The organism is Nocardia harenae NBRC 108248 (assembly GCF_001612885.1).
Lineage (GTDB): Bacteria > Actinomycetota > Actinomycetes > Mycobacteriales > Mycobacteriaceae > Nocardia > Nocardia harenae.
This window is the reverse complement of sequence record NZ_BDBH01000007.1, coordinates 119307-144488: the sequence shown is the minus strand read 5'-3', so window position 1 is coordinate 144488 and position 25182 is coordinate 119307. Positions and strand designations below refer to the sequence as shown.

General features: G+C 71.8%; 19 protein-coding genes, 1 tRNA gene and 2 pseudogenes. 11 read left to right on the top strand and 11 right to left on the bottom strand.

The features are described 5' to 3' along the window. Nucleotides 1-30: 30 nt before the first annotated feature. Complete coding sequence (locus NH2_RS16270; protein ID WP_067654420.1) at nucleotides 31-324, top strand: excalibur calcium-binding domain-containing protein; 294 nt, start codon at nucleotides 31-33, stop codon at nucleotides 322-324. A gap of 61 nt (nucleotides 325-385) precedes the next feature. Here NH2_RS16270 and NH2_RS16265 read toward each other — a convergent pair whose 3' ends face one another. Further along, the gene (locus NH2_RS16265) at nucleotides 386-607 is read right to left on the bottom strand and encodes a DUF3618 domain-containing protein (RefSeq protein WP_067654418.1); all 222 of its coding nucleotides are present in this window, start codon (nucleotides 605-607) and stop codon (nucleotides 386-388) included. A gap of 109 nt (nucleotides 608-716) precedes the next feature. Here NH2_RS16265 and bcp point away from each other — a divergent pair, with 109 nt between their 5' ends. Continuing rightward, the gene (bcp, locus tag NH2_RS16260; protein WP_067655679.1) at nucleotides 717-1187 is read left to right on the top strand and encodes a thioredoxin-dependent thiol peroxidase; all 471 of its coding nucleotides are present in this window, start codon (nucleotides 717-719) and stop codon (nucleotides 1185-1187) included. 7 nt (nucleotides 1188-1194) lie between these two features. Here the strand turns inward: bcp and NH2_RS16255 are convergent, their stop codons facing one another. Further along, the gene (locus tag NH2_RS16255; RefSeq protein ID WP_067654416.1) at nucleotides 1195-1914 is read right to left on the bottom strand and encodes a TetR/AcrR family transcriptional regulator; all 720 of its coding nucleotides are present in this window, start codon (nucleotides 1912-1914) and stop codon (nucleotides 1195-1197) included. Nucleotides 1915-2007: 93 nt separating this feature from the next. Between NH2_RS16255 and NH2_RS16250 the strand changes: the two genes are divergently transcribed. Continuing rightward, nucleotides 2008-2955 carry an ATP-binding cassette domain-containing protein gene (locus NH2_RS16250; protein ID WP_067654414.1) on the top strand — a complete coding sequence of 316 codons (948 nt, stop codon included), beginning with the start codon at nucleotides 2008-2010 and terminating at the stop codon, nucleotides 2953-2955. Nucleotides 2956-2978: 23 nt separating this feature from the next. Beyond that, nucleotides 2979-3737 (top strand): ABC transporter permease, encoded by a 759-nt coding sequence (locus tag NH2_RS16245; protein WP_067655676.1) that lies wholly within the window; start codon nucleotides 2979-2981, stop codon nucleotides 3735-3737. A gap of 3 nt (nucleotides 3738-3740) precedes the next feature. Here NH2_RS16245 and NH2_RS16240 read toward each other — a convergent pair whose 3' ends face one another. Further along, on the bottom strand, nucleotides 3741-5024 hold the full coding sequence (locus tag NH2_RS16240) for a DUF7159 family protein (RefSeq protein ID WP_157103816.1): 1284 nt from the start codon (nucleotides 5022-5024) through the stop codon (nucleotides 3741-3743). A 278-nt stretch (nucleotides 5025-5302) separates the two neighbouring features. On the opposite strand from NH2_RS16240, the gene NH2_RS16235 reads away from it, so the two are divergent. Continuing rightward, nucleotides 5303-5935 carry a TetR/AcrR family transcriptional regulator gene (locus NH2_RS16235; protein WP_067654410.1) on the top strand — a complete coding sequence of 211 codons (633 nt, stop codon included), beginning with the start codon at nucleotides 5303-5305 and terminating at the stop codon, nucleotides 5933-5935. A gap of 50 nt (nucleotides 5936-5985) precedes the next feature. Here the strand turns inward: NH2_RS16235 and acpS are convergent, their stop codons facing one another. Next, nucleotides 5986-6423, bottom strand: a complete 438-nt coding sequence (gene acpS, locus NH2_RS16230) for a holo-ACP synthase AcpS (RefSeq protein ID WP_067654408.1) — start codon at nucleotides 6421-6423, stop codon at nucleotides 5986-5988. Between the two features lie 11 nt (nucleotides 6424-6434). Further along, a complete protein-coding gene (locus NH2_RS16225) occupies nucleotides 6435-15788 on the bottom strand; it encodes a type I polyketide synthase (RefSeq protein ID WP_067654406.1) in 9354 nt (3117 codons plus the stop codon). Between the two features lie 381 nt (nucleotides 15789-16169). Here NH2_RS16225 and NH2_RS16220 point away from each other — a divergent pair. Together NH2_RS16220 and NH2_RS16215 are read left to right on the top strand one after the other, a co-directional pair. Further along, nucleotides 16170-16251: transfer RNA gene (locus tag NH2_RS16220), tRNA-Leu, on the top strand. 441 nt (nucleotides 16252-16692) lie between these two features. Continuing rightward, nucleotides 16693-17157 (top strand): SGNH/GDSL hydrolase family protein, encoded by a 465-nt coding sequence (locus tag NH2_RS16215; RefSeq protein ID WP_067654404.1) that lies wholly within the window; start codon nucleotides 16693-16695, stop codon nucleotides 17155-17157. Nucleotides 17158-17234: 77 nt separating this feature from the next. On the opposite strand, the gene NH2_RS16210 is transcribed toward NH2_RS16215, so the two are convergent. Next, nucleotides 17235-18251, bottom strand: coding sequence for a DUF3558 domain-containing protein (locus tag NH2_RS16210; protein WP_067654402.1), 1017 nt, complete (start codon nucleotides 18249-18251; stop codon nucleotides 17235-17237). Next, a complete protein-coding gene (locus NH2_RS16205) occupies nucleotides 18248-19558 on the bottom strand; it encodes a hypothetical protein (RefSeq protein ID WP_157103815.1) in 1311 nt (436 codons plus the stop codon). Before NH2_RS16205 ends, NH2_RS16210 begins: the two co-directional genes overlap by 4 nt. A 743-nt stretch (nucleotides 19559-20301) precedes the next feature. Here NH2_RS16205 and NH2_RS30395 point away from each other — a divergent pair. Next, a pseudogene (locus NH2_RS30395) lies at nucleotides 20302-20532 on the top strand (hypothetical protein); the annotation flags it as partial. Between the two features lie 37 nt (nucleotides 20533-20569). On the opposite strand, the gene NH2_RS16200 reads toward NH2_RS30395, so the two are convergent. Next, nucleotides 20570-20974 carry a hypothetical protein gene (locus NH2_RS16200; RefSeq protein WP_157103813.1) on the bottom strand — a complete coding sequence of 135 codons (405 nt, stop codon included), beginning with the start codon at nucleotides 20972-20974 and terminating at the stop codon, nucleotides 20570-20572. A 77-nt stretch (nucleotides 20975-21051) separates the two neighbouring features. Next, the gene (locus tag NH2_RS28835; protein WP_157103812.1) at nucleotides 21052-21513 is read right to left on the bottom strand and encodes a hypothetical protein; all 462 of its coding nucleotides are present in this window, start codon (nucleotides 21511-21513) and stop codon (nucleotides 21052-21054) included. Between the two features lie 287 nt (nucleotides 21514-21800). On the opposite strand from NH2_RS28835, the pseudogene NH2_RS29850 reads away from it, so the two are divergent. Next, nucleotides 21801-22525 (top strand): annotated as a pseudogene (locus tag NH2_RS29850) (IS5 family transposase). Continuing rightward, complete coding sequence (locus tag NH2_RS16190) at nucleotides 22522-22779, top strand: type 2 periplasmic-binding domain-containing protein (protein WP_067654394.1); 258 nt, start codon at nucleotides 22522-22524, stop codon at nucleotides 22777-22779. Before NH2_RS29850 ends, NH2_RS16190 begins: the two are co-directional and overlap by 4 nt. Before the next feature lie 75 nt (nucleotides 22780-22854). Here NH2_RS16190 and NH2_RS16185 read toward each other — a convergent pair whose 3' ends face one another. After that, nucleotides 22855-23829 carry a helix-turn-helix transcriptional regulator gene (locus NH2_RS16185; protein WP_067654392.1) on the bottom strand — a complete coding sequence of 325 codons (975 nt, stop codon included), beginning with the start codon at nucleotides 23827-23829 and terminating at the stop codon, nucleotides 22855-22857. Nucleotides 23830-23937: 108 nt separating this feature from the next. Between NH2_RS16185 and NH2_RS16180 the strand changes: the two genes are divergently transcribed. Continuing rightward, the gene (locus NH2_RS16180; protein ID WP_067654390.1) at nucleotides 23938-24405 is read left to right on the top strand and encodes a VOC family protein; all 468 of its coding nucleotides are present in this window, start codon (nucleotides 23938-23940) and stop codon (nucleotides 24403-24405) included. A 49-nt stretch (nucleotides 24406-24454) separates the two neighbouring features. Here the strand turns inward: NH2_RS16180 and NH2_RS28830 are convergent, their stop codons facing one another. Then, complete coding sequence (locus tag NH2_RS28830; protein WP_157103811.1) at nucleotides 24455-24868, bottom strand: hypothetical protein; 414 nt, start codon at nucleotides 24866-24868, stop codon at nucleotides 24455-24457. Nucleotides 24869-25182 lie beyond the last annotated feature (314 nt).

Genomic DNA, 25182 nt, shown 5'->3' with positions numbered 1-25182 from the left:
GCTCCACCGCAGCACACCACAGAGGAATACATGAACGTTCGCCGGCTCACCGTCAGCGCTGCCGCCGCGGGGCTTACGCTCCTCGCGGCTCCGGCCGCCCATGCCGTGCCCACCGGTTCCGCCGGAACCGGGTCCTCCGCCATCGACGCCGGGGTCGGGCTCACCGGCTCGGCCGGTCTGACCCAGACCGGCTCCGCGGGCGGCGCCTTCGCCAACTGCGAGGATGCCAAGGCCGCCGGGCGCGCGCCGCTGTTCCGCGGGGAACCGGGCTACGGCCCGCACCTGGACCCGGACGGCGACGGCTTCGCCTGCCCGACGGTCTGAGCGACCCGGAACCCGACGACCCCCGGTGCGATGCGCACCGGGGGTCGTCGTCTCCAGTGGGTCAGCGGAAGAGCTTGACCAGGACCAGGCCGACCACGACGGCGCCCGCGCCGATCAGGCTGTACTTGACCTTGGGCTCGTTCAGCTTGGCCAGCACCAGGTTCTTGGTGTCGCCCGCGATCCGCTGCGGATCGGCCCGCACCGCGAGCTCGTCCAGCGTGCCGGCCAGCCGCGTGCGCGCGGCCTCGATGTCACGCTCGATCCGCTCGGTGTCCCTTGCCACGTTCCACGCCTCCTGTCGGTCGATGTGCCCGCGGAATCCCCGCAGCCGCGGAACTCGCCCGAGTGTAGCCATAGCCCTGGTGTCGGGCGGTTCGGTTACCGTGCTCGGCATGACCGACACGCGACTCGCCCCCGGCGACCCGGCCCCCGATTTCAGCCTGCCCGACGCCGACGGCGCAACGGTTTCCCTGCAGGACTACCGCGGCCGCAAGGTGATCGTGTACTTCTACCCCGCCGCGAGCACCCCCGGCTGCACCAAGCAGGCCTGCGACTTCCGCGACAACCTGGCCGAACTGGACGGCGCCGGGATCGCGGTCATCGGCATCTCCCCGGACAAGCCAGCCAAGCTGGCCAAGTTCCGCGACGCCGAGCAGCTCACCTTCCCGCTGCTCTCCGACCCGGACCGCTCGGTGCTGCAGGCGTACGGCGCCTTCGGCGAGAAGACCATGTACGGCAAGACCGTCACCGGCGTCATCCGCTCCACCTTCCTGGTGGACGAGGCGGGCAAGATCGAGGTCGCGCAGTACAACGTGCGCGCCACCGGGCACGTGGCCAAGCTGCGGCGCGACCTCTCGGTCTGAGCCGGGGTCAGGGCCGCAGCCCGCGGACGAACTGCTCGTAGCCGTCCAGCGTACGGTCCAGCCCGAACTCGAAATCGGCGCGCGCCCAGTCGATCTCGTCGTCGTCGAAGGCGCCCGCGGCGGCCGCGGCGAGTACCGCGGGAAAGCGCTGCGGGTCGAGGGCGGCGAAGACGCTCTCGAAGAGGTCGCCGTCGGCGTCGGCCTGGCCCAGCTCCAGACCGAGCCGCATGCGGCCGATCACGAAGAGCGTCAGGTTCATCACCAGCCGAAGCCGGACCGCCGGGGGCAGCCCGGTGCGCTCCAGGATGGTCAGCCCGGAGTCCAGCCAGGCCATGTTGTTGGGCCCGAGCGGCGGGGTCGTCATGGGGATCTCCAGCCACCACGGGTGCCGGACGATGAGCTCGTACTCGCGCAGCGCCCACCTCCGCAGCCCGTCCCGCCAGCTCAGCTCGGGGTCGAAGGCGGGCGGTAGCCCGAGCACCCGGTCCGACATGAGTTCGATGAGCGTGGTCTTGCTGTCCACGTACCGGTAGAGCGACATGGCGGTGTAGCCGAGCTCCTCCGCCACCCGCTTCATGGAGAGCGCCGCGTAGCCCTCCGCGTCGGCCACCGCGATGGCCCCGTCCACGATGCCGGCGAGCGAGAGCCCGCGCTTGGGCCCCCGCGTACCCGCCGCCTCCATGCCCCACAGCAGCCGCAGGGCGCTGCCCGGATCCCGCTTCTCCACCGCACCTCCTCGATCGCCGCCCTTGCGCCAGAGAACTGTTTACTCTATAAACTGAGTTTATTCGATACACAGTTTCCCAAGTCTGGAGCCACCATGACCTCCGCGCTCTCGATCTCCGCCCTGCACAAGGGTTTCGGCGATCACCCGGTGCTGCGCGGCCTCGACCTCGAGGTCGCCGCGGGCACCGTCTTCTCCCTGCTCGGGCCGAACGGCGCGGGCAAGACCACGCTGGTCCGGATCCTCGCGACGCTGGCCGCGCCGGACCGCGGCAGCGCCAGCGTCTTCGGCCACGACGTGGTGGCCGAGGCCGACGCGGTGCGCGCGCTGATCGGCGTCACCGGGCAGTACTCCGCGGTCGACGGCGTGCTCACCGCGCGCGAGAACCTGCGCCTCACCGGCAGGCTACTGCACCTGCCGAGCGCCGAGCTGGCCCGCCGTTCGGCCGAACTGCTCGACCGCTTCGACCTGACCGAGGCCGCGGACCGGCGCACCGCAGGCTTCTCCGGCGGCATGCGGCGCCGCCTCGACCTGGCCATGAGCCTGATGGGCAGGCCGCGCATGGTCTTCCTGGACGAGCCGACCACCGGGCTGGACCCGCGCAGCAGGCGCGAGCTCTGGGCGGTGATCCAGGGGCTGGCCGCCGACGGCGCCACGGTCTTCCTGACCACCCAGTACCTGGAGGAGGCGGATCAGCTCGCCGACCGGATCGCGGTGCTGGACAACGGCGCCGTTGTCGCCGACGGCACCCCGGACGAGCTCAAGCAGCGCGCCCCCGGCGGGCACCTGCGGCTGCGCTTCGCCACCGCCGACGAACTGGAGAACGCCCGCCTGGCCCTCCCGCTGCCGGAGGGCTGGCGGGCCGACCTCGAGCAGCTGGTGCTGCAACTGCCGTCGGACGGCAGCGCCGACGAGGTGCGCGGCGTGCTGAACCGCTGCGCCGAACTCGGCATCGAGGTGGCGCGGCTCACCGTGCACACCCCCGACCTCGACGATGTCTTCTTCGCGCTCACCGGGCACCCCGCCCCGGCCGAGGCCGCGTGACCGCCGTGACCACAGGAGCCACCATGACCGTCCTGCTCGACACCCGCACCATGCTCGACCGCAACCTGCGGCACTCGCTGCGCAGCCCGGACGCCCTGATCATGACGATCGCGGTGCCGGTGATGATCCTGCTCATGTTCGTCTACGTGCTCGGCGGCGCCATCGAGGTGGGCGGCGGCACCTACGTCGACTACGTGGTGCCCGGCATCCTGCTGCTCTGCGCCGGGTTCGGCTCGGCCACCACCGCGGTGGCGGTCTGCACCGACGTCACCGAGGGCATCGTCGACCGCTTCCGCACCATGGCGGTTGCGCGCTCGGCCTTCCTGAACGCGCACGTCACCGAGAGCCTGCTGCGCAACCTGGTGACCACCGCCCTGGTCACCGCGCTGGCGGTGCTGATCGGGTTCCGGCCCACCACCGACCCGCTGCGCTGGCTGGCCGCGCTCGGGCTGGTCGCGCTCTTCGTGCTCGCGCTCTCCTGGATCTCGGCCGCGCTGGGGTTGCTCACCCGCAGCGTGGAGGCGGCGAACGGCTCCACCTTCGCCTTCCTCTTCCTGCCCTACGTGAGCAGCGCCTTCGTCCCGGTGCAGTCGATGCCGGGGTGGCTGCGGCCGGTGGCCGAGCACCAGCCGGTGACGCCGGTGATCGAGACGGTGCGCGGGCTGCTCATCGGCACCCCGATCGGGTCGAGCGCGGTGCTGGCGGTGGGGTGGTGCGCGCTCTTCATCGTGCTGGGGTACGTGGGCGCGCTGGCCGCGTTCCGCGCCCGCACCAGGGAGTGACGCTCAGCCCGGCAGCACCAGCTGGGTGGCCCACGCGACGGCGAGCCGGACGTGGTTTGCCCACCAGGTGGCCGACTCCACGGTGAACGGGGCGGGGGCGGGGGGTTCGCCGGGGAAGAGCAGCGCGGCGTCCGGGGCGCCGACCTCGGCGTCCCTGGCCGGCACGCCGGTGCCGGGCACGGCGGGCTCGGGAACGCACGTGGCGGTGCCCGCGAGCGGGGACGGGCAGGCCGCGCCATCGGCCGGCGCCCGCACCGGCTCCGCGGCGTTCGCGGCGGGAGCCAGCGGGAGCGGCCCGCTCACCCGGCTCTGCACCGCTACCGGAATCCAGACCGGCTGCCGCTGGGACACCGGGTCCGCCTGCTCCACCGCCCCGGACGCCGCGATGTGCTGCAGCGGGGCCGGACCACGAGCCGGTGGCGCCGGGGCGACGGGCGCGGCTGCCGCCGCCGTCAGCGGAGCGGGCGCCTGCCGCGGATCGCTCATCAGGTACGCCCCGCCCGCCACGGTGAAGCCCGCGGCCAGCGCGGCGGCGCCGAGCAGAGCGGCGGTGCGCACCGAGCGCGCGGGCGGCGCCGGGGCCTCGGCCACCCCGCCGGGTTCGGCCGCGATGGCGAGCGCGGCGCCGAGCGCGGGCGCCAGCGTCGCCACGGTGCAGGGCAGCACCGGGGCGCCGAGCGCCCGCACCGCGTCCGCCACGGCAGGCGCCGCGGCGGCGGAGCCGATCAGCACGACGGCGTCCGGCCTGGTCTCGGCGGCGTCCAGCTGGTCGCGGGCGGCGGTGACGGCGGCGCAGAGCGCGTCGCTGGTCACCCCGCCGGTCCGGGTGACCCCGGCCAGTACCCGGCCGCGGTCCCGGTCGACCAGGGTCAGCGTGAGGTGGCCGGGCACCACGTCGCAGAGCAGCAGGTCGTCGAACTCGGCCAGCCAGGTCATGGCGCCCGCGACATTCAGGTGCGCGGCCCTGGTGGAGACCAGCGAGGCGGCGTGCCAGCGGCCCGCGGCCAGCCCGCTGACGAGCGCTCGGCGCTCGGCGGGGTCGTGGTAGGCGACCGCGACCCCGGCCGGTTCCCGCCCCAGCTCGGCGGCGAGCCGGTCGAGCGCGGCGAGCACGGCGGCCGGTGCGGCGCGCCGGTCGTCGGCAACGGTGACGGTGCACTGCGCGAGCACCCGATCCGCCAGCCGCTCCCCCGGACCGCCGAGCGCCACCCCGCGCACCGCGCCGCGCTCGGTGCTCACCCCGAACACCACCGGCGCCGCGCTCGCGCCGCTCGCTCGTGCCGCCACAGCCACGCCTCCTGCCCGCGGGGGCACCGGACTCACGGACCGCCCCGCCCCTTGGTGGATAACGATCATCGCGCGCGGAACGCCGTTTCCGGCCCAGGTGGCTGTCCGACACGCGGATATAACCGGTGGTTCGGCACGGGATGTGCGACGGATGGGGGTGAACTGTCACAGACGAGGGGAAATGCGCGTTCCGGGCAGTGGTGTGGTCACGTTAGCCTGGACGGGTGGAACTACGCGCGGAGGCCAGGTCGAGACGCAGACCCGACCCTGCGCTGGAGATGCAGGACGACCCGCAGGAGCTCCTGCCGCGGCGCCGCCCCACCCAGGAGCGCAGCAAGCGGAAGTTCGACGCGCTGCTGCAGTCCTCGCGGGAACTGCTGGTCGAGGTGGGTTTCGAATCGTTCACCTGTGAAGAGGTCGCGGCCCGCGCCGAGGTGCCGATCGGCACGCTCTACCAGTTCTTCGCGAACAAGTACGTGATCGTCTGCGAGCTGAACCGGCAGGATCTGGTCGCCGTCTCCCGGGAGCTGGCCGATTTCCACGGCGGCGTCCCCTCGCTGGACTGGCTGCGGCACATGAACCAGTTCGTCGACCACCTGGCGAACCTGTGGATGACCGACCCCTCCCGCCGCGAGGTCTGGCTGGCCATGCAGTCCACCCCCTCGACCAGGGCCACCGGCGCCAAGCACGAGAAGGAGTTCGCCGAGGTCGTCTCGCAGATGCTGCGCCCGCTCACCCCGCGCACCCCGCGCGAGCGCCGCACCACCATGGCCGAGGTGCTGGTGCACGTGGTGTATTCGATGCTCAATTTCTCGGTGCAGGATCAGCAGAGCCACGAGGAGGCGGTCGCCGAGCTGAAGCGGCTCATGGTGGCGTATCTGCTTGTCGCCGAGAAGGAATCGCGCTCCTAGCCGCGAAAGCGACGAAGCCCGAGCCGTTTCCGGCTCGGGCTTCGTTTCGTTCAGCTCGAGGATTCCCTGCCCGCGATGAGGTCGGCGAGTTCGCCCGGGTCCTCCAGGACGACCATGGCCGCCGCGGTGTCACCGTCGTGGGTGAGCGAGAGGTGCACCCGCACCCGCGGCAGGAACTCCGCGGCCAGGCCGTGCAGCCGGATGCTCGGCCTGCCCCACGCGTCGTTGACCACTTCGATCAGGGGATACGGGTTGTCCCCGATCTGCGGGCGGCGGGCGAACCGGGAGGAGGCCCATGCCTTGAGCACGGCCTCCTTGGCCGCCCACCGCGCCGCGTAGCTGCGCGTGGGATCCGTCGCCTTGCTCTGGCAGTAGCGCCGCTCGGCGGCGGTGAAGCTCTCCCTGAGCATGGTGGTTCCCGCCCGCTCCAGCTGCTCGCCGAACTCCGAGATGGTCACCAGGTCCAGCCCGATACCGATGATGGTCATGGAACCGGAGCCTATGACCCCTCGGTCTCGGAGGCCGGGGCGAACCGGCCTGTCTCGCAACCCCTGCCGTCGGCACGGTAGGTACCGTCGGCACCGAGACGGGCGGCCCCGGAGAGCAGCATGTCGGCCTCGAGCTGACGGATTCGCGATGCCGGGGTGCCGTCCGCGCCGAGCCGCCGGTCGGCGGGCCGCTCGTAGAGGTCGGAGCCGCCGCACATCGCCTCGGCGAAGCGCTGCCTGCCGTTCAGCCTGCGCTGCTCGGCCCGGTGCAGGTAGTCGTCCCTGCGCTCGGCCGGGAGCGCCGCCACGAACGCCTGCGGGTGCACCACCGCGAGCAGCCCGGAGACGTGCCCGAAGCCGAGCGAGGTGACCAGCCCGGCCTTGAGCGGGAACCGCTCGCCGAACCGCAGCGCCTCGCGCACCCACACCAGGTGCGGGTACTCGCGCATCTTGTCGTCGACGCAGTCCAGGCTGCGGTTCGGCGGCACGACGCCCTGCTCGAGCACCTGGCAGAGCCCGATCAGCTGGAAGGCGGCGGCGCCGCCCTTGGCATGCCCGGTCAGCGACTTCTGCGAGACCACGAAGAGCGGGGCGCCCGCGGAGCGGCCGATCGCCGCGGCGAGCCGCTCGTGCAGCTCGGACTCGTTCGGGTCGTTGGCCGCGGTCGAGGTGTCGTGCTTGGAGACCACCGCGACCTCGTCCGGGGTGACGCCGAGCCCGCGCAGCTCGGCGGCGAGCTTGGACTCGCGCCCGCCCCGGCCCGCGCCGAGCGCGCCGAGCCCGGGCGCCGGGATCGAGGTGTGCACGCCGTCCGCGAAGGACTGCGCGTAGGCGACGACGCCGAGGATCGGCAGCCCCATCTCCAGCGCGACGTCGCCGCGGGCCAGCAGCACGGTGCCGCCGCCCTGCGACTCCACGAACCCGCCGCGGCGGCGGTCGTTGGCCCGGGAGAAGTACCGGTCGGCGATGCCCTTGCCCGCCATCACCGCGGAGTCGGCGGTCGCGGACATGTCGCCGAAGCCGACGATGCCCTCGATGCCCAGATCGTCGAAGCCGCCTGCCACGACCACCTCGGCCTTGCCGAGCTTGATCTTGTCGACGCCCTCCTCGACCGAGACCGCCGCGGTGGCGCAGGCCGCCACCGGGTGCACCATGGCGCCGTAACTGCCCACGTACGACTGCACCACGTGCGCCAGCGCGACGTTCGGCAGCGCCTCCTGCAGGATGTCGTTCGGCCGCGGCTCGCCGAGCAGGTTGTCGACGTAGAGCGAGCGCATGGAGGACATGCCGCCCATGCCGGTGCCCTGCGTGTTCGCCACCAGGCTCGGGTGCACCCAGCTCATCAGCTCGGCCGGGTCGAACCCGGAGCTGACGAAGGCGTCGACGGTGCAGGCGATGTTCCACAGCGCGACCCGGTCGATCGAGGACGCCATGTCCGCCGAGATGCCCCAGACGGTCGGATCCCAGCCGGTGGGGATCTGCCCGCCGACGGTGCGGGAGAGCCGCGCCTTGCGCGGCACCCGGATCTCGGTGCCCGCCTTGCGGGTCACCTGCCAGTCGCCGCCGTCGCCCGTCGGGACCACAACGGTGTGCTCCGGCGCCGCGGCCTCGAAGGCGCGGGCCTCGACCTCGGAGCCGACCGTGAAGGTCAGATCCTTGTCCAGGAAGACCGAGGTCATCAGCGGCGCGCTGTTGTCGACCATGGCCGCGTCGTCGGCGTAGCGGCGGACGCCGCAGCGCTCGACCACGGCATCGTGGTAGCGCTCGGCCACCTCGTGCTCCGGGACGAAGTCGCCGGAGGCCACGTCGTACCAGCCCGGCTTGGGGTCGTTCTCCCAGGCGACCAGCCCGGTGGTCCAGGCCAGCTCCAGCACGCCCGCGGCGGAGAGCTCGTCGGAGACCTCCATCTCGAAGCGGGTGCGCGCCGAGCCGTACGGGCCGAGCTCACCGGCGCCGACGATGACCACCATGTCGGCGAGGTCGGTGCTGACCGCGCTCCACTCCGGCACCGGCAGCGCGGAGCTGCGGGTGGGCGGGGCGGGCAGCGCGGCGACGGTCGGGGCGGTGTCGAGCGGCTCCTCGGCCGCCGCGGCCTCCTCGGCCGCCTGCTTGGCCAGCGCGGGCAGGTCGAGCTCGGCGCCGGCCAGGCCGCCGGTGAGGTCGATCTGCTGCGGCGCGGTGACGGTGATCGCCCGCGCCTGCGAGGTGCACCACTTCAGCAGCTCGTCGGCCATCTCGGTGGTGGACCAGGTCTGCACCCCGGCCTGCTCGACCGCCGAGACCATGGGGTCGTTCTGCCCCATGAGCCCGGTGCCGCGCACCCAGCCGATCAGCGCGTGCACCAGGGTGACCCGCTGCGACCAGGACTTCTCCGCCCGCCAGCGGCCCACGACCGCGTCCAGCGCGGCCTTGGACTCGCCGTACGCGCCGTCGCCGCCGAAGAGGCCGCGGTTCGGCGAGCCCGGCAGCACCACGTGCAGCTTGGCGTCCACGTCGTGGTCGGCGTTGAGCGCGGAGAGGCCGCCGATCAGCCGCTCCACCGACCAGAGCAGCACCCGCATCTCCATCTCCGCGCGGGAGCCCGCGTCGGCGAGGTCGCCTGCCACCCGCGGCGCCGCGAAGGGAAGCAGCAGGGTCGGGGTCATGGCGTCCTTGATCTTCACCTTGGCGCCGCCGGCCGAGTCGACCTGCTCGCTGCCGACCCAGTCGATCACCGCGTCGATATCGGTGTAGGAGGCCATATTCGCGGGCACCACCCAGAGCGCGGCGCCGCTGCGCGCGTGCTCCCGGTAGAGCTGCTTGTAGAAGCCGAGCCTGGTGTCGTCCAGCCGCGAGGTGGTGACCACCACGGTCGCGCCGCCGGCGAGCAGCCTGCCGGTGACGGCGGCCGCGATCGAGCCCTTGCTGGCCCCGGTGATCACCGCGACGTCGGACGACCACTCGCCCGGCTCCTCGGCGGTCAGCGCCGCGGCGGCGATCCGCTCGTAGGCGCCCGCGAGCACCGAGCGGGCCTCGTGCCTGGCCTTCTCCCGCCACCAGTTCGCCTGGGCGGCAACCGCTTCGCCCGCCCCGAGGTAGCCGTTCACCGGCAGCTCGGCGGCATCGGCGTCGGCGCCGAGCCAGAGCCGGGCCAGATCCTCGCGGGCGCTGGCCCAGCGATCGTCGAGCAGCACCGCCTTGCGGCTGTCGAAGGCCGGGGCCACCAGCCGCGGCCAGTCCGAGCCGAGCTCGGCAGCGACCAGGTCGACCAGGGTGTCCGGGGTGGCGACGGCCGCGCTCACCTGCTCGGCCAGGCCGAGCTGCTCCAGCACCACCCGGGCGGCGCTGGCGAGCACGCCGTCCCGGCCGGTGATCTGCTCGGTGAACTCGCCGAGCGCGGCAGCGTCGACGGTCGCGCCGCCCCCGCCGCCCGCGCTTGGCAGCGAGACCGCGATGCCGCGCCTGGCGGCGACCGCCTGCACGGCGGCGTCGATCGCGGCATCCACCGAGGAGCCGTCGCCGAGCGCGCCTGCGACCAGCCCGCCCAGGTCGCCGCCGCGCACGCTGACGCCCTCGCGGGTGCCGAGCGAGAGCTCGGCGGTGACGTGGCTGGCCCAGCCGTCGCCCAGCTCCCAGACCTTGGCCACCCGGTCGGCGACCGCGGCCGGGCGCTTGCCGGACGGGCCGAAGACCTTGCGCAGGTGGTCGTTGATGGCGTCGGAGAGCACCGTGCCGAACGGCTTGTAGGTGCGCGCCAGCCGCTCGACCGTGGCCGAGAGCGCGCCCATGTCGGCGTCGGCGGCACCGTCGATGGCGCCGAGCGAGAGCTCGGAGCCGAGGTCGACCAGGAGCTGGTTGCGGCGCGAGGAGACGCCGTCGCAGAGCCCCTCGATGGTGTCCACCGGGCCGATCTGGTCCAGCCGCAGCTTGGTCCAGAGCGCGATGAGCACCTTGGTGGCGTCGGCGGCGGTGAAGGCGATGTCGTCCGGGCGGGGGCCGCCGGTGGCTGCCGCCGGGGCGGCGGCCGGAGCCGGAGCGGCCGCGGCGGCGGGCGTCTCGGCGGCGGCGGTGGTCTCCTCCACCGGCTCGTCGGCCGGGGCCGGATCGGTGTCGGTGCCGAAGACCACGCCGGCCTCGCGCTCGATGTTCAGCACCTCGACCGCGGTGTCGGTGAAGGCCGGGAGCTTGAGCGTCTGGCTCGCCAGGTTCGCCACCGTCGGGGTGGCGGCCAGCCCGATCTCCACGAACCGCTCGACCCCGAGCCCGCCGTGCGCGGCGTCGGTGAAGAGCACGTCCTGGGTCTCGATCCAGCGCACCGGGCTGGCGAACTGCCAGGCCAGCAGCTCCACCAGCACCACGCGGCACAGCTCGACCGGGCGCGCGGCCCAGCCGTCGAAATCGCTGAGCACCTCGGCCAGCGGCTCGGAGGGCACCAGGTCGGCGATCTCCTGGACGAACGAGCGCTCCAGCGAGAACGGCCGCGGCACCAGGTTCGGGATGTACCGCCCGACCAGGATCTCCGGGTGCAGGTCGGCCGGGAGCAGCTGCTCCAGCTTCTGCCGGAACTCCGGCACGCCCTTGCGCAGCACCGTCGAGTGGAACGGCACGTCGATGCCGGGCACCAGGATGAACGCCCGCTTGCCGCCGGTCAGCTCGCGGCGCCGGTCGATCTCGGCCTCCAGCGCCTCCAGCCCGGCCAGCGTGCCCGCGATGGCGTACTGCGAGCCGCGCAGGTTGAGATTGACCACCTCGAGGAATTCGCCGGTCCGCTCGGCGATCCCGGCGACGAAGCCGATGACCTCCTCGTCCGGCAGGTCGATCTGCGAGGGGCGGATGGCGGCCATCCGGTAGTCGCTGCGGCCCTGCGCATCGCGGGGAACCAGCTGGTGCATGGCGGAACCGCGCTGGAACACCACCTCGAGCGTGGCCTCCAGCGGCAGCACCCCGGCGACCGCGCAGAGCGCGTTGTACTCGCCGACCGAGTGCCCGGCCAGCACGGCGCCCTCCACGAAGGCGCCCGCCTCGCGCAGCTCGGCCACCTGCACCACGCCGACCACGGCCATGGCGACCTGGGTGAACTGGGTCAGGTGCAGCACGCCGTCCGGGTGCCGGTGCTCGACGCCGCGGGCCTTGAGGTAGGTCGGGTTGTCCCGCACCACCGCGAGGATGGAGAAGCCGAGCGCCTTGCGGGTGTGCTTGTCGGCGCGCTCCCAGATCTCCTTGGCGGCCTTGGAGCGGGTGCGCGCCTCCAGGCCCATGCCCTTGCGCTGGATGCCCTGGCCCGGCAGGGCGTAGACGGTCTTCGGCGCGGCGGTGCGGCCGGTCGCGGCCATCACCAGGTCGCCGTCGGCGCGGCAGGAGACCTCCACGATCTCGTCGCCCGCGTCGATCGCGACCCGCTCCACCCGGACGTCGATCTCCGCGCCGGGGCGGACCATGCCGAGGAACCGGGTGGTCCAGGCGGTCAGTCTGCGCGCGGGGAGCCCGCTCGCCGGGTCGAGCGCGGCCACCACGTGCTGGGCCGCGGCGGAGAGCCACATGCCGTGCACGATCGGGCTGCCGAGCCCGGCCAGTTTGGCGGCCGAGGAGCTCGTGTGGATGGGGTTGTGGTCGCCGGAGACGGCGGCGAAGGCGTGCATGGCCCGCGGCGCGCGCACGGTGACGTCCCGGCGCCTGCGCCGCGCGGTCTCGCGCGCGTCCTCGGAGACCGAGCCGCCTGCCCGCGGCGGATCGGTGAGTTCGCCCGCGCCGGTGCGGCCGCGGATGGCGAAGCGCTCGGTGAGGGTGGCCAGGGTGGGCATGGAGAGCCCGGTCTCCGGCTTGTCCAGCATGCCGGTGATCCGCACCTTCACCTCGACCACGCGGCCCAGGTCGGTGTCGACGGTCTCGCCCGCCTCGGCGCGCACGGTGAGCACGCTGGTGGCGTCCGGCAGGTCGGAGACCAGGTGCACCTGGTGGTCGAGGTGCACCAGGTCGAGCATGCCCTCGATGACGCTGCCGCCATCGGCGGTGCGGGCCGCGCCGAGCACCGCGAAGACCGCGGGCCAGCAGGCGCCGACCAGCACGTCCGGCACGACCCGGCCGAGCGTGCTCAGCGACTCCGGCAGCCCGCCGCCGGTGACCCCGGCGTGGTCGGCGCCGAGATCCGGCGTCCAGGCCACGTTGACGTGCGCGACCGAGCCCCTGACCTCGGGCAGCGACTGCCCGGCGGCCACCGCGAGCAGCGCGCTCATGGCGGTCTCGGCATCGGCCTCGGTGATGACGGGGGCGCCGCCGTTGTAGACGGTGACCGGAACCGTGATCCGGATGGTCACGGCGTCCCGGCCGAGCAGCGGCACGGTCAGCTCGACGTAGCTGTGCTCGGTGTCCGGGCCGGTGGTCTCGGCCAGGGTGGCCCCGGTGGGCGGGTGCACGGCGCCCTTGCCGTCGACCACCCAGGAATCCAGGTCGCCGAGGCGGTGCACCGGGTTCACGGTGGTGCGGCCGGACCAGCGCACGTCCGGTGCGGCCAGCACCGCGTCGATCGGGCCCGCGGTGACCCCGGCGACCCGGCGCGCGTCCACCGCGGCAGGCACCACGCCCGCGCGGACCAGCGAGTACGCGGTGTCCTGCTCGAAGCGGTCGAGCAGCTCGCCGACCGGCTCGTCGACCCGGGTGATCCCGGCGACCGCGACGGTGCCGGGGATGATGCAGACCTGGTCGGCCGAGTAGCGCGGGTCGTGCGCCTGCCACAGCGAGTCCGAGCGCCACCAGCGACGCACGTCGCCGTCGACGACGGGCACGAAGTTCACCGGCTTGCCGGGGATCTTGCAGAGCGAGACGAAGAACGGCACGTCGGCCGGGTGCAGCAGCGTCTCCGCGGCGGCCGGGTAGCGCTCCCTCAGCGTGCAGATGGCGCCGACCGGGTCCTCGAAGTCCTGGTCCGAGCCGAAGAGCGTGGGGATCTCGCCGCGGTCGGCCGGGTGCAGCCGCGCCTCGGCGCGCCGGATCATCTCGGCGAAGCGATCCCGCCAGGTGATGTCGAGCCACCGCGAGCGGGTGGCCTCGCGGATGGCGTCGCCCAGGTCGGAGCCGCAGTCGAAGTCGCGGCGCCGGTCCAGCCCGACCGCCAGCTCGACGTAGCGCTCCAGCCAGTCCAGGTAGGTCATGGTGGCGACATCGCCGAAGTACGGCTTGGCGGTGGCGTTCAGCGCGGCGATGATCTCGTCCCGGCGCGCGGCCACGGCGTCGGCGTCACCGGCGACCTCGTCCAGCAGGCGGCCGGTGCGCGAGGCGGCGTTGTCGATCTCGTGGATGTCGGCGCCGAGCTGCGAACGGCCGGAGGCCATTCCATTGATCGCGGTGCCCGCGCCCACCCAGTCGGGGGTGCCGGGGGTGTCGACCAGCAGCTGCTTGACCTCGGGGGCGGTGGTCGCCTCCAGCGTGGCCATGGCGGCGGTGCCGACCAGCACGCCGTCCAGCGGCATGGCCGGGTAGCCGTACCCCTCGGACCAGCGGCCGGTGAGGTACTCGGTGGCGCGCTCCGGCGTGCCGATGCCGCCACCCACGCAGACCACGACATTGTCCCTGGTACGCAGCTCGGAGTAGGTGGTGAGCAGCAGGTCGTCCAGGTCTTCCCAGGAGTGGTGCCCGCCGGCCCGGCCGCCCTCGATGTGCACGATCACCGGGTAGCCGGGGACCTGGTCGGCGATCCGCAGCACCGCGCGGATCTGCGCCACGGTGCCCGGCTTGAAGGCGACGTGGTGGATCCCGGCCTCGGTGAGCTCCTCGATCAGCGCGACGGCTTCCTCCAGCTCGGGGATGCCGGCGGTGACGATGACGCCGTCGATCGGCGCGCCCGCCGCGCGGGCCTTCTGCACCAGCCGCTTCCCGCCCAGCTGCAGCTTCCACAGGTAGGGGTCGAGGAAGAGCGAGTTGAACTGCACCGCGCGGCCCGGCTGCAGCAGCGTCTGCAGCTCCGCGACGCGGTCGGCGAAGATCTGCTCGGTCACCTGGCCGCCGCCCGCCAGCTCGGCCCAGTGGCCGGCATTGGCCGCCGCGGCGACGATCTTGGCGTCCACCGTGGTCGGCGTCATGCCCGCCAGCAGGATCGGGGAGCGCCCGGTGAGCCGGGTGAAGGCGGTCTCGACCACGATCCGGCCGTTCGGCAGCCGCACCGGCTTCGGCGCGAACGCCGACCACGGCGCGGACACCTCGGGCGCCGCGCCCGGGGTCAGCAGGCTGCGCTGCCCCTCGCGGGTGGCGGCGGCGACCACGCCGACACCGGTGCCCTTGAGCGAGCCCGCGGTGAGCCGGGTGAGCAGATCGCCGGGGCCGAGGTCGAGGATCCACTCGGCGCCCGCCGCGACCACCTCGTCCACCGAGCCGACCCAGTCGATCGGGTCGACCAGGATCTCCTTGGCCAGCTCCCCGGCCAGCTCGGCGTCGAGCCCGCACTGCCGCGCCCAGCCCGCGACCAGGTCGACCGTGTCGCCCAGCGCCGGGTGGTGGAAGGCGACGTCGACCGCGAGGTCCTCGAAGACCGGCGCGAAGACCGAGCCGCCGCGCGCCTTGGCATCCCGCTCGGCGCTCTGCTCGTCGTGGATCTCGGTGCAGCGCTGGCGAACCCGCGCGATCTGCGCCGGCGTGCCGGAGAGCACCGCGCGCCGCCGCCCGTTGCGGATCGAGACCACCGCAGCGACCTCGGGAGCAACACCCGCGGAGACCTCGGCGACGACCGCACGCAGCTGCTCAGGATCGACATTGGAGACCGCCACCATCGGCGACTGCTCGCCGACCGGCATCAGCCCGCGCCGCCGCCCGACCAGGCTCGCCGCGGCGCCGATCATCTGCCCGAACGCGAGCAGCTCGGCATCCCGGCGGCCGCCGTCGCGCAGCGCCGCGGCCGCGAGCACACCCTGCGAGTGCCCGATCATCCGGACCGGCGGGTGCGCGGCGACATCGAGCCCCTGCAGCTTGAGCGCGCGCAGCGCGGCCAGCTGGGTGAGCAGCACGCCGGGCATCGAGACCGCGGCGGAGCGCAGCACGCGCTCCGACGGCGCGGCCGAGCTCTCGGCGTCCTCGGCATCGGCGAGTTCGTTCTCCAGGATCCAGCCGATCGGGTCGAAGCCGACCGGCCGCACCACGAGCAGCTGGCTCGCGACCGGCTCCAGCAGCGCGGCGGCCTCGTTCACCAGGGCGGTGAGCTCCGGCTCCAGCGCGCTGTCCCGTCCGATCTCCTCCAGCTCGCCAAGCCATTTGGCGCCCTGCCCGCCGAACGCCAGCGCATAAGCGGTGCCGTTCAGCAGACGATCCAGCAAGGGCGACCGGGACGCCTCCACCTCGGGGGACCGTCCCGCCGTGCGGCGCGATCCGGTCCCGGTCTCAGTGTTCTCGTTGATCGTCAAGACGCTCGACTTCCTACTCTCGCGACGTAGCCCGGGGGGACGCTCCGCTCCGGTGCGCAGGGGTCTCCCCTGTCCAGGGCCTGGTAATGGCGAGGATGCCAGAGAATCATGAGGAAAACCTCACGTTCCTCTCCCGGCGCGGCGCCTACTCCCGAGTTTTCTCGTACTGTCGTACCAGAATGCCTCGGAACATGAACCTCCCTCACGTTCGATCCCGCTGGTGAGGTGCATGGACACCCACCGGAAACATGAGTGCCCCTCACATTGACCGTTACCGCATCGTTATAATCCCAGGTCGGGTTACCCGTGAGTAGAGACACTCCGCGCGGTGCTTCGCAGAGCGACCTCCGGCCGGTAGAGTTTGGACGGCCGTACCAGCACGCGCGAGTGGCGGAATTGGCAGACGCGCCAGATTTAGGTTCTGGTGTCTTCGGACGTAGGGGTTCAAGTCCCCTCTCGCGCACCGATTGATGGCAATCCTGCTACCCAGCGGGGCCGTGTGCTCGAGCGCTCTTGAACACACGGAGCCTGACCGGTGGTTCCCACCCTGAACTGCATCGATTCCTGTCGGATCTGCTAAATCCGGCCCGCCCCGCGCGCCCTCGGCACCCCCGCCCACGGGGGTGAGGGCTGATGATCACGCCGATCGTCCCGCCGACGTCACCGTTGCAGGAGTTGCTGCACGGACCCGCCTCGGCACCGCAGGTGAGAACGGCCGATCCCGACACCGTCTACGGCCTGTGCACGCTCGACGTGGCCGGGCGCGTGGTGGACAAGTCCGACAACCACCGGGAAGGCGGCGCCACCTCCCGCGACGTGCTCGCCAACATCCGCGCCGCCACCGAGCAGGGCTGGGACCTGGCTTTTCTCGGCTGCGGCATCAACGACGTCTGGCGCGGCCACCATGGCCGCACCGCCGAAGCCGTCGACATCGACACCTACACCGACAACCTGCGCACCGCCCTGGAACTGCTCACCATGGCCGCGGACCGTCATCGTCATCGGCGAGCCGCCCTTCGGCTGGAAACCCGGCATCGCCGCCGCCGCCGCCAACGTCGAGCTCGCCCGCTACAACGACCGCGCCCGCACCACCGCCGCCGCCTGCGGGGCCGGCTACATCGACCTGTGGGAGCCCTTCCACTACGCCGCCGCCGCGCTCGGCTGGTCCATCACCAACCCCACCCCGCCCGCCGACGACACGAGCAGCCTCTGGAGCGACGGCGTACACCTCGCCGAACTCGGCGCCCCCCGCACGGCCGTCGATGACCACCTCACCAGCCAGCGCACCATCCAACAGCTACTCACCCTCGCGCCCCTCGAACGAACCCTCGCCCCCGCCGCCTACGCCGACGTGCTGCCGCGTCGATGAACCATCCCATGGCAGTGCCGCGCTGGTGCCGGTGTCGGTGACCACCGTGCCCTTCAGCAAGCCCACCGTCGGCGGATCTACCGGCGATACATCTGCGCGAGGGCTGTGGCCGCGCGACGTAGCGATTCGCAGCCCGAGAGGGTCGACATCTCGACGGTGTCGGTCCAGTGCTCGGTTCGGGACCAGCCGACCTGGCGCAGCTCAGGCTGGGCGGTGTCGAGGTAGAGGTCGGCCTTGCAGTAGGTGCGGCTGGCCGGGGGGACGTTCATATCGAGAATCCATGGTGTGCCCTCGACCTCGAGTACCGACTGCGGTTCGAATCGGCGGGCGCCGTCGATGAGCTCGAGCGGCTTCTGGGTCGAGGTCATGTTGAAGGCGGTCTTGTCGTTGTCGGCATCGAGCAGGAACCGGCACCGGAACGGCCGCAGCTTCTCGCTGTCGATGCGCAGTTTCGGTGCCTGCGGGGCCAGGATCGACAGCGCGGCGCACGGGTCGAGCTCGGCCAGGCGCGTGTTGCGCACCCGGGGCGAGACCGAGCGCAACGGCACGGTCTGCAGCGTCGGCAGGGCGGCCCGCACGAACACCTCCGCCGCCGGGCAGGCGTCGATTCCGGCGGTGCCGTGGAACCAGTACACGAAGGCTTCGGGAGTATAGGGCACGGTCACCATGCATCCGTCGGCCTGCCGGAACCGCACCGGCAGCCCTCCCACCATCCGTGGCGGGGTCTCGATGTCGTGCAGCCCGAGCTCGACCTCCACCGAGGTGATCCCCGCTGGCGCCGAGCCCCGCACGTAGCGCAGCTCGCAGGTCTCGAAAGACTGGCCCTGCCCGATGGATTCCAGCTTGCCGAAGGTGGCGAGCGCGGCGTCGTTGATGAACCCGCACGGGTCCAGGGTGCGGATCCGGTCGGCGGTGGCCATCTGGGCCTGCTGGGCCGGGGCGAGGTCGCGGCGGTAGTTCATCGTGCCGTCACCGGGTGGCTCGGGTAGCGCGGTGCCCGGCACCGCGGCGCAGCCGGTGAGCAGCGCGAGCGCGACCGTGGCCAAAACCAGCCGGGCTGCGGCCCAGCGGCGGGTCGGGGTCGGGTAATTCATCGGCGTGCTGCTCCGACGATGGCTTCACCGAGGTCGGGCAGGGCGTCGCAGGCGTGGGCGGGCACCGGCGGGTAGCCGTACATGCCCACGTTCGGCTTCGGGAGCCACATGGTCGAGTAGCTGATCTGGTGCCCGTCTTCTTCGCCCGGGCTGCTGGGACGGAGGGCCAGAACGACATGGCAGCTCTCACCGGGAACGTAATCCTTGGGCATGACCGAGCTGCTGGTCTCCTCGATCTGCCCGGTCAGCCCGCCGATCCGGATCGGCTGACGGCGCTGGCCGAGCTGCTGGTCGATGTTGCGGCTGAAGTTGATGTCCACCCGCATGTCGTAGGGGACATCGGGCGAGGGGTGGTGCAAGGTCAGCACGCACGCGTACGGGGTGTAGCGGTCGGTGCGGGTCAGCGCGAAGCCCGGGTACCGTGCGAGCACCGCGTCGCTGGCCGCGCATGGGTCCTTGCCGTACAACCGCGGCTCGGGCACCGGCGCCGGGCCGGGATCGAGACGCTCGAGCCTGTCGATGATGCGGGACAGGTAGTCGCGCAGGACATCACAGCGCTGCGGCCATTCCTCGGCCGCGGTGGAGCCCTTCGGGGTGATGCGGCGCAATCGCAGCTGGCTGGTGTAGCCGGACCGGGCGATCGGGATCTCGTAGTAGCAGGTGTCGCCCCGGTCCCCGGTCGGCGAGGAACCCGCTGGCGACGGCGCGGTCGGGGTGGCCGGTGTCCCGGGCAGCCCCGACATCGCCGCCCGATACACCTGCCGACCGGCGACCTGCTCGGCGTAGTTCCTGCCGCGCTCGGCGTCGTCATAGACATGGGCCAGGGTGAGGTTGAACAGATACGCCTGCTCGCCCTGCTCACCGGTACCGGAGACCAGCTTGCACTCCTGGATTCCCGCCTCGTTCAGCGCGGTCCGCGGCCCGAGCCCCATCTCGACCGCGATATCGGCGTCCAGGATCGAGCACGGATCGACCCGGCGCAGCCGCTCCATCAACGCCGCCTGCTCCGGTCGGGCCACGATCTCGGTGCTCTTCCCGACCCCGCCCGGCACCGGTGCCGTCGTCGTCACCGCCGCCCCGCCGAACGCGGTCGGCGTCCCCGGGATCGTCTGCTCGCATCCGGCCATCGTGACGGCGAGGATGCTGATCGCCGCCAAACGAACGAGACGGGACGCACTGGGCCCGCGGCGCAGAATGTGCTGCTCCGGTTTGTGGTCCCTCGGCGTGCCTGTGCGGGCATCGCCTCCCCGGTCTTGTCGCAGGATTCGTGTGTGCCCCATGGTTTTCTCCCCCTTCTTGCGCCCCAAGGCCGCCGTTGCTTTTTCCCTCGTGCGACGTGGTGGCGCTCCGGGCCTGTCACGGCCCGGTCGATTCCAGATGATCATTCGATCAGCTTTCGGTCGAAGCGTTGGCATCGGGCGGTGAACATCGCGAACTTGTCCAGCGAACACGCTGTGGGCAGGCGCTGCCCGAGCAGTGCGTCGAAGTTGGACTTCGCGATTCGGAGGGGTGGGGGTTGCCGGGGCAGGGCTGGTCAGCGTCGATCATCGAGGTCTCGGGGGTCGCGGGTTGTCGAGTTCCGGACCGCCTCGGCGATGCGGCGTGCGCCAGCGCGGGGGTGCCAGGTCGGTGGTTTCCACGACGAGGTCGGCGCTCCCGGCCAGCCACCTCGCGCGGGCGGTGAGGTAGGTGAGCAGGTGCTGCAGAGATCGGCAAGCCCGAGCCGAGCCCGCCGCTATCACAGATCGATGCGCCCGGTCCCGTCCCGCACACGCACCCGCGGTGCGCGGGTGCTCGACCCGTCGCCTGTCGCCGCAGATGAACTGGGAGACCCGGGATCTGGCTTCCGGGACGGGGCTTCTCCAGAACACCGCGTGGATACCGGCGGTGGCAGTGGTGCGCTTGATGCTTCGGTGAATTCCGACACCCGGAGCGCACCGCGGGCGACCGGCTCGACGGCTCACACCACAGACGCGCGCCGCAGCCTCCGGCCCACAACCCCCTCCCCGCAACCCCGGCGACCGGCCCTACAGCGCCGTGGCCCTGCTCACGACGCCGACCGCACGGCTACAGCCACGACGAGTACCCGCGCCCCGTCCGCGCCCGCAGCATAATCTCGCCCATTGCCCGCCGCGGCACCGGCCACGGATCCGGTCTCGGCGTCCACCGCAGGCCGGTCGAACGCACCTTCGCCTGGCTCACGAACTACCACCGACTGCGTGTTCGTGCCGAACACCGAGCCGATGTCCATCCACCCTGCTCAGCCGGACCTGCTCGATGATCCACCTAACGCCAACTCAGTCTGAATCGATCAATGGTCACGTCGACCGCCACGGCAGGAGTCGACGAACCGCCTTTCGTCCTGAGGTGATATGTGGGGGTTGCGACATCAGGGAATCCTCGCCCCGAAGACTCCACCCGAACGCTACCCACCGGTCGTCATCATCGGTGATCACGTACTCTTCGGCGCCCCCGAGAATGATCGCCTCGACCGCCGAGGCCGCCTGGGACAACTCGTCCTCGAATTGGATTTCGTAGTCGGCAATGGCTCGGATACACCAGCCCGTTTCGATGCGCACCGCAGCGTCGCCCATATCCACCAGTGTGATATGCGGATTGACTCCGCGCACTTCGGCTTCCGTGGACGCAGATCCGCTGGAGAGCACCAGGGTGCCGGTATTTGAAAACGTCTGGATGGCGTAACGCTCGGCGATAGCGAACACCTCCGAGCAGAATAGCTCCCATTCCGTCCCACTCACCCCGGCCTCCCAGCCCACTCGCAATTCTGCCCGCCTCGGCACTATTTATTGCACGGATTCACCACCGTGTCCGAGTACCGCCACGCCGAGGATTGCGAGGGTACTCCCCCGTACACGCCGCCCCCACGAGCAGCCGTTCGGTACTCTCCGTCCGCGCAGGTGGTGGCGCCTTGGGCAACGACTTTGGCCCCCGCGGCGGGATTGGTGACCTCGTTGTGGCCGCCCGCGACCCGCTTCCAGCTCCCACCCTCCTTACGCTGGAGTTCGACATCGATGTACAGCGAGTCGATGGCCGCCGTGCATTTGATACTGCCCTTTCCGACGATGTCGGTCGGCGTGCCCTTGGAATTGTGCGGATTCATGGCCTTCGCGGCTTCCACTTGGCAGGCCGCGTTGCCAGGCCCGGGCGCCGCGTAAGCGGCGGGCAGTGCCACACACGTGCTCATCAAGACCGCCAGCACGCCAGCCGCGACCACTCCGATGTTCCCCGCGTACTTCGTCATTCGCCTACCCCCAGTTGATGAAATCTTCGTTTCTTCATCTGATTGGACGTCGAAGCACTCCGATCGGTTCCATAGTTCAGCGGATTCTTCCATCCGCGTCAGCTCGCCCAGTGCGCTGCAGGGGCCGAATCTCGCTGCTGGCGCCGGGCGCGCTGGTGCGCGCGACTGCTCGGCGCGCGCATGCGCTCATAAGACGGCGTCTCACATGCGTGTGAGCTGGCCCGTTGCGCGGCGGGTTCGGTTGTGTTGCATGATTTCTGGTTGTGGATGCGTTGTAGTTGCGGTTGGTGCCGGACGAGTTGTGGGGGTTGGTCGAGGCGGGGTTGCCGGAGTTCGCGGCTCGCCCGCAGGGCGGTGGGGTGTCGCCGGTGGATCAGCGGGCGGTGTTCACGGCGGTGGTGTTCGTGCTGACCAGTGGGTGTGCGTGGCGGATGCTGCCGCCGTCGTCCGGGGTGACGGTCCCGACCGCGCATCGTCGTTTCATGGCGTGGACGCGGGCGGGGGTATGGTGGCGATTTGCATCGGGCGGTGCTGGACGAGTTGGGCGCGCAGGGGTTGATCGACTGGTCGCGAGCGGTGGCCGACGGAGCGACCGCGCGGGCGAGAAGGGGGCGATCTGACCGGTCCGAACCCGACGGATCGGGGCACGCCGGGGTCGAAGATGCACGTGTTGACCGATGGCGGCGGGATCGTGTTGGCGGTGGCCGTGACGGGTGCGAACGTGCACGATTCGCAGGCGTTGAAGCCGTTGGTGATGGCGATCCCGGCGTTGCGGTCGCGGCGGGGTCCGCGTCGGCGTCGGCCGGGGAGGTTGTATGCGGACAAGGCCTACGACCAGCCCGAGCTGCGTCGGAGGGTGCGGCGGCGCGGGATCGTGGTGCGTATCGCGCGCAGGGGTGTGGAGTCGCGTGAGCGCTTGGGACGCCATCGGTGCGCAACGTGGGCCGGGCGCAGTCGCTCCTTCATCGAAGATCGCCTCGATTTCTCGGAGTACCACGAAACGTCGAGGTGACGACCGACGCCGGAATAGCCGCATTCCTGCTGAAGGGGACCAGGCTGATTCTCGTGCCGCAGGAGCGGCTGGCCATGGCGCTGGCCGAGGTGGTGAACATCAAACTTCTGGAACTGCCGATCGACGAGTGGAACTTCCTCACCGAGACGATGGTGTGGACCACCCGGACCGACCGCGATCCCGGCCATCGCTGGCTCCGGCGGCAGCTGTCGGAGCTCGCGGCGACGATGCCGCCGATCCGGCCGCGGTCGTGATTCCGGCTCGAGGGAGGGAGGCAGCCGATCTGGTCGGCGTACCTCCACGGCGACATCGAATCGTGTGATCGTCGCCTACGCGCCCGGGCCCGCGGCGCGGGCCGCCCGCCGGGACAGCGCGGCGAAGGCGTCGCGCAGGGGCTGCGGGCCGATCACCTCGATCTCGGTGTCGAACCGGGCGAGGGACGCGGCGAGCGCGGCCCAGGACCATGCGCCGATCCGCAGTCGGGTGCGACCCCGGTCGAGCTCCTCGACGATCCCGTCACCGGCGAACGGGGCCACCCGCCCGATGGGCAGCGCCAGGACCACCTCGCCCTGGCACGGCCAGGCGTTCACGCCGTCGGAGCCTTTGAACCGGGCGGCCAGGAACTCTCCGACATCTCCGCCGGGCACCTCCCGCGGGGTGAAGCGCGGCCCATTCGGCACCCGCAGCGCCATCCGGTCCGCGCGATGGACCCGCCAGTCCTGCCGCTCGGGATCCCAGCCGATCAGATACCAGCGTCCGCCCCTGGCCACCAGGTGGTGTGGCCGCACCCGTCGCCCCTGGCCCGGTTCCCCGTCGCCGTAGTCGAACCGCACCTCCTCGGCGTTCCGGACAGCTGCGCTCAGCGCGAGCAGGACAGCGGTGTCGGCCTGTGGTGAGACCGCCGGCCCGACCGCGGTCACCTCGAGCGCGTCGACGCGCTGCCGCAGCCGGGACGGCAACAGCTGGCGCAGCGTGGCCAGCGCGCGGACGGCGGCCTCTTCGATCCCGGCCCCGGTGCCGACCGCCAGCCGCAGCGCCACCGCCAGTGCCACCGCCTGCTCGTCGTCGAACAGCAGCGGGGGCAGTGCGCTGCCCGCCTCCAGCCGATACCCGCCATCGGGGCCCTTGACCGCGCGGACGGGGTAGCCGAGTTCGCGCAGCCGATCGACATCGCGGCGCACCGTTCGCTCGCTGACCGCCAGCCGCTGGGCCAGCAGCGTGCCCGGCCAGTCCCGGCGAGCCTGCAGCAGGGACAGCAGGGAGAGCAGGCGACGCGAGGTCACCGTCGAAGACGCGGTGGGCATAGGGCACAGACTGCCACAAAAAGCGGACGATCCCTGTCCGGTACCCCTGTCACAGTGGACCTCGTCGCCGCGACAGCCGGCGACCTCACCTCCGAAGGGACACGAACCATGTCGGTACACGCAGTCGCCCACCTGAACTTCCACGGCCAGGCCCGCGCCGCCCTCGAGTTCTACGCGTCGGTCTTCGGCGGACAGCCCACCATCGCCACCTACGGCGACTTCGGCATGCCCGCCGACCTGCCCGACGCCACCAAGGTGGTGTTCGGCCAGATCGTCTCCGACAACGGCTTCCGCGTCATGGCCTACGACGTGCCCGGCGCCGATGCCCCGGTCGCCGAGGGCGCGCCGACCACCAGCCGGGAGAACGGCGCCACCCACACCGCGGAGCCGTTCTTCCTCTCCGCGCGCGGCGACACCGTCGAGGAGGTCGCCGCGCTCTGGGAACGCCTCGCGGTCGAGGCCGACGTCATCGAGAAGTTCGGCCCGGCGCCGTGGGCGCCCGGGTTCGGCATGCTGCGCGACCGCTTCGGCGTCACCTGGATTCTCGACGTCGCCGCCGCGCACGCCCCGGCCTGACCCGGAGCGCATCCGGGAGTGCGGCCGCACTCCCGGATGCGCTGTGCCATCAGCGAATCCGGCCATCGAGGCCGGCACAGCAGGAGCACTCCGTGCACACACGCCCGCTCGGTCGCACCGGCATCCGGGTCAGCCCGTACACCCTCGGCACCGTGAAGCTCGGCCGCCTCGGCAACCCGGACCACGACGAGTGCACCCGGATCATCCACCGAGCGCTCGACGCCGATAGGCGATCGTCGGCCCAGGCACCCTCGACCAGCTCGATGATCTCCTCGCGGGCAGCGAGACCCGCCTCGGTGACGACCTCTTGGACCGCATCGACGAAATCGTGCCGCCGGGCACCGACCTCGGTCCGGTCGACGTCGCCTACACCCCACCCGAGCTGCGGGACCGGACACTTCGCCGGCGCATCGAAGCCGATGCCGAGGCCGCTGATGTGCTCGCCCGGCTCGCTGCGGAACACGGCCGGGACACCGCGGGCGCACTGTGCCGCGTACAACCGCTGGGCACCGTCGAAGGGAATCCACAGGTCGTGGCCGGCGTGGTAGATGTACGGGGTCGTGCCAGGGCGAGAGTTCCGGTGGCCGGTGCAGCAACGCGGGTACCTCGTCCTGGGGAGCGACGAGCATCTTGCCGTCGGCGCGCCATTGGACCAGGACTCCGGAGAGCTCGAGGAGCAGGCTGGTGACGGTTGGGACGGTGGGGACGTGATCGTCCGGCTGCATGGTCACCACTTCCACCCGGCATCGTTGAGGTTGCCCGGCAGCCGGTCGGGGC

Excerpts from the sequence above, each read along its gene's own strand:
- NH2_RS16270 (WP_067654420.1), top strand. The coding sequence starts at position 31 with ATGAACGTTCGCCGGCTCACCGTCAGCGCTGCCGCCGCGGGGCTTACG.
- bcp (WP_067655679.1), top strand. The coding sequence starts at position 717 with ATGACCGACACGCGACTCGCCCCCGGCGACCCGGCCCCCGATTTCAGC.
- NH2_RS16250 (WP_067654414.1), top strand. The coding sequence starts at position 2,008 with ATGACCTCCGCGCTCTCGATCTCCGCCCTGCACAAGGGTTTCGGCGAT.
- NH2_RS16245 (WP_067655676.1), top strand. The coding sequence starts at position 2,979 with ATGACCGTCCTGCTCGACACCCGCACCATGCTCGACCGCAACCTGCGG.
- NH2_RS16235 (WP_067654410.1), top strand. The coding sequence starts at position 5,303 with ATGCAGGACGACCCGCAGGAGCTCCTGCCGCGGCGCCGCCCCACCCAG.
- acpS (WP_067654408.1), bottom strand. The coding sequence starts at position 6,423 with ATGACCATCATCGGTATCGGGCTGGACCTGGTGACCATCTCGGAGTTC.
- NH2_RS16215 (WP_067654404.1), top strand. The coding sequence starts at position 16,693 with ATGGCCGCACCGCCGAAGCCGTCGACATCGACACCTACACCGACAACC.
- NH2_RS16210 (WP_067654402.1), bottom strand. The coding sequence starts at position 18,251 with ATGAATTACCCGACCCCGACCCGCCGCTGGGCCGCAGCCCGGCTGGTT.
- NH2_RS28835 (WP_157103812.1), bottom strand. The coding sequence starts at position 21,513 with ATGACGAAGTACGCGGGGAACATCGGAGTGGTCGCGGCTGGCGTGCTG.
- NH2_RS16185 (WP_067654392.1), bottom strand. The coding sequence starts at position 23,829 with ATGCCCACCGCGTCTTCGACGGTGACCTCGCGTCGCCTGCTCTCCCTG.
- NH2_RS16180 (WP_067654390.1), top strand. The coding sequence starts at position 23,938 with ATGTCGGTACACGCAGTCGCCCACCTGAACTTCCACGGCCAGGCCCGC.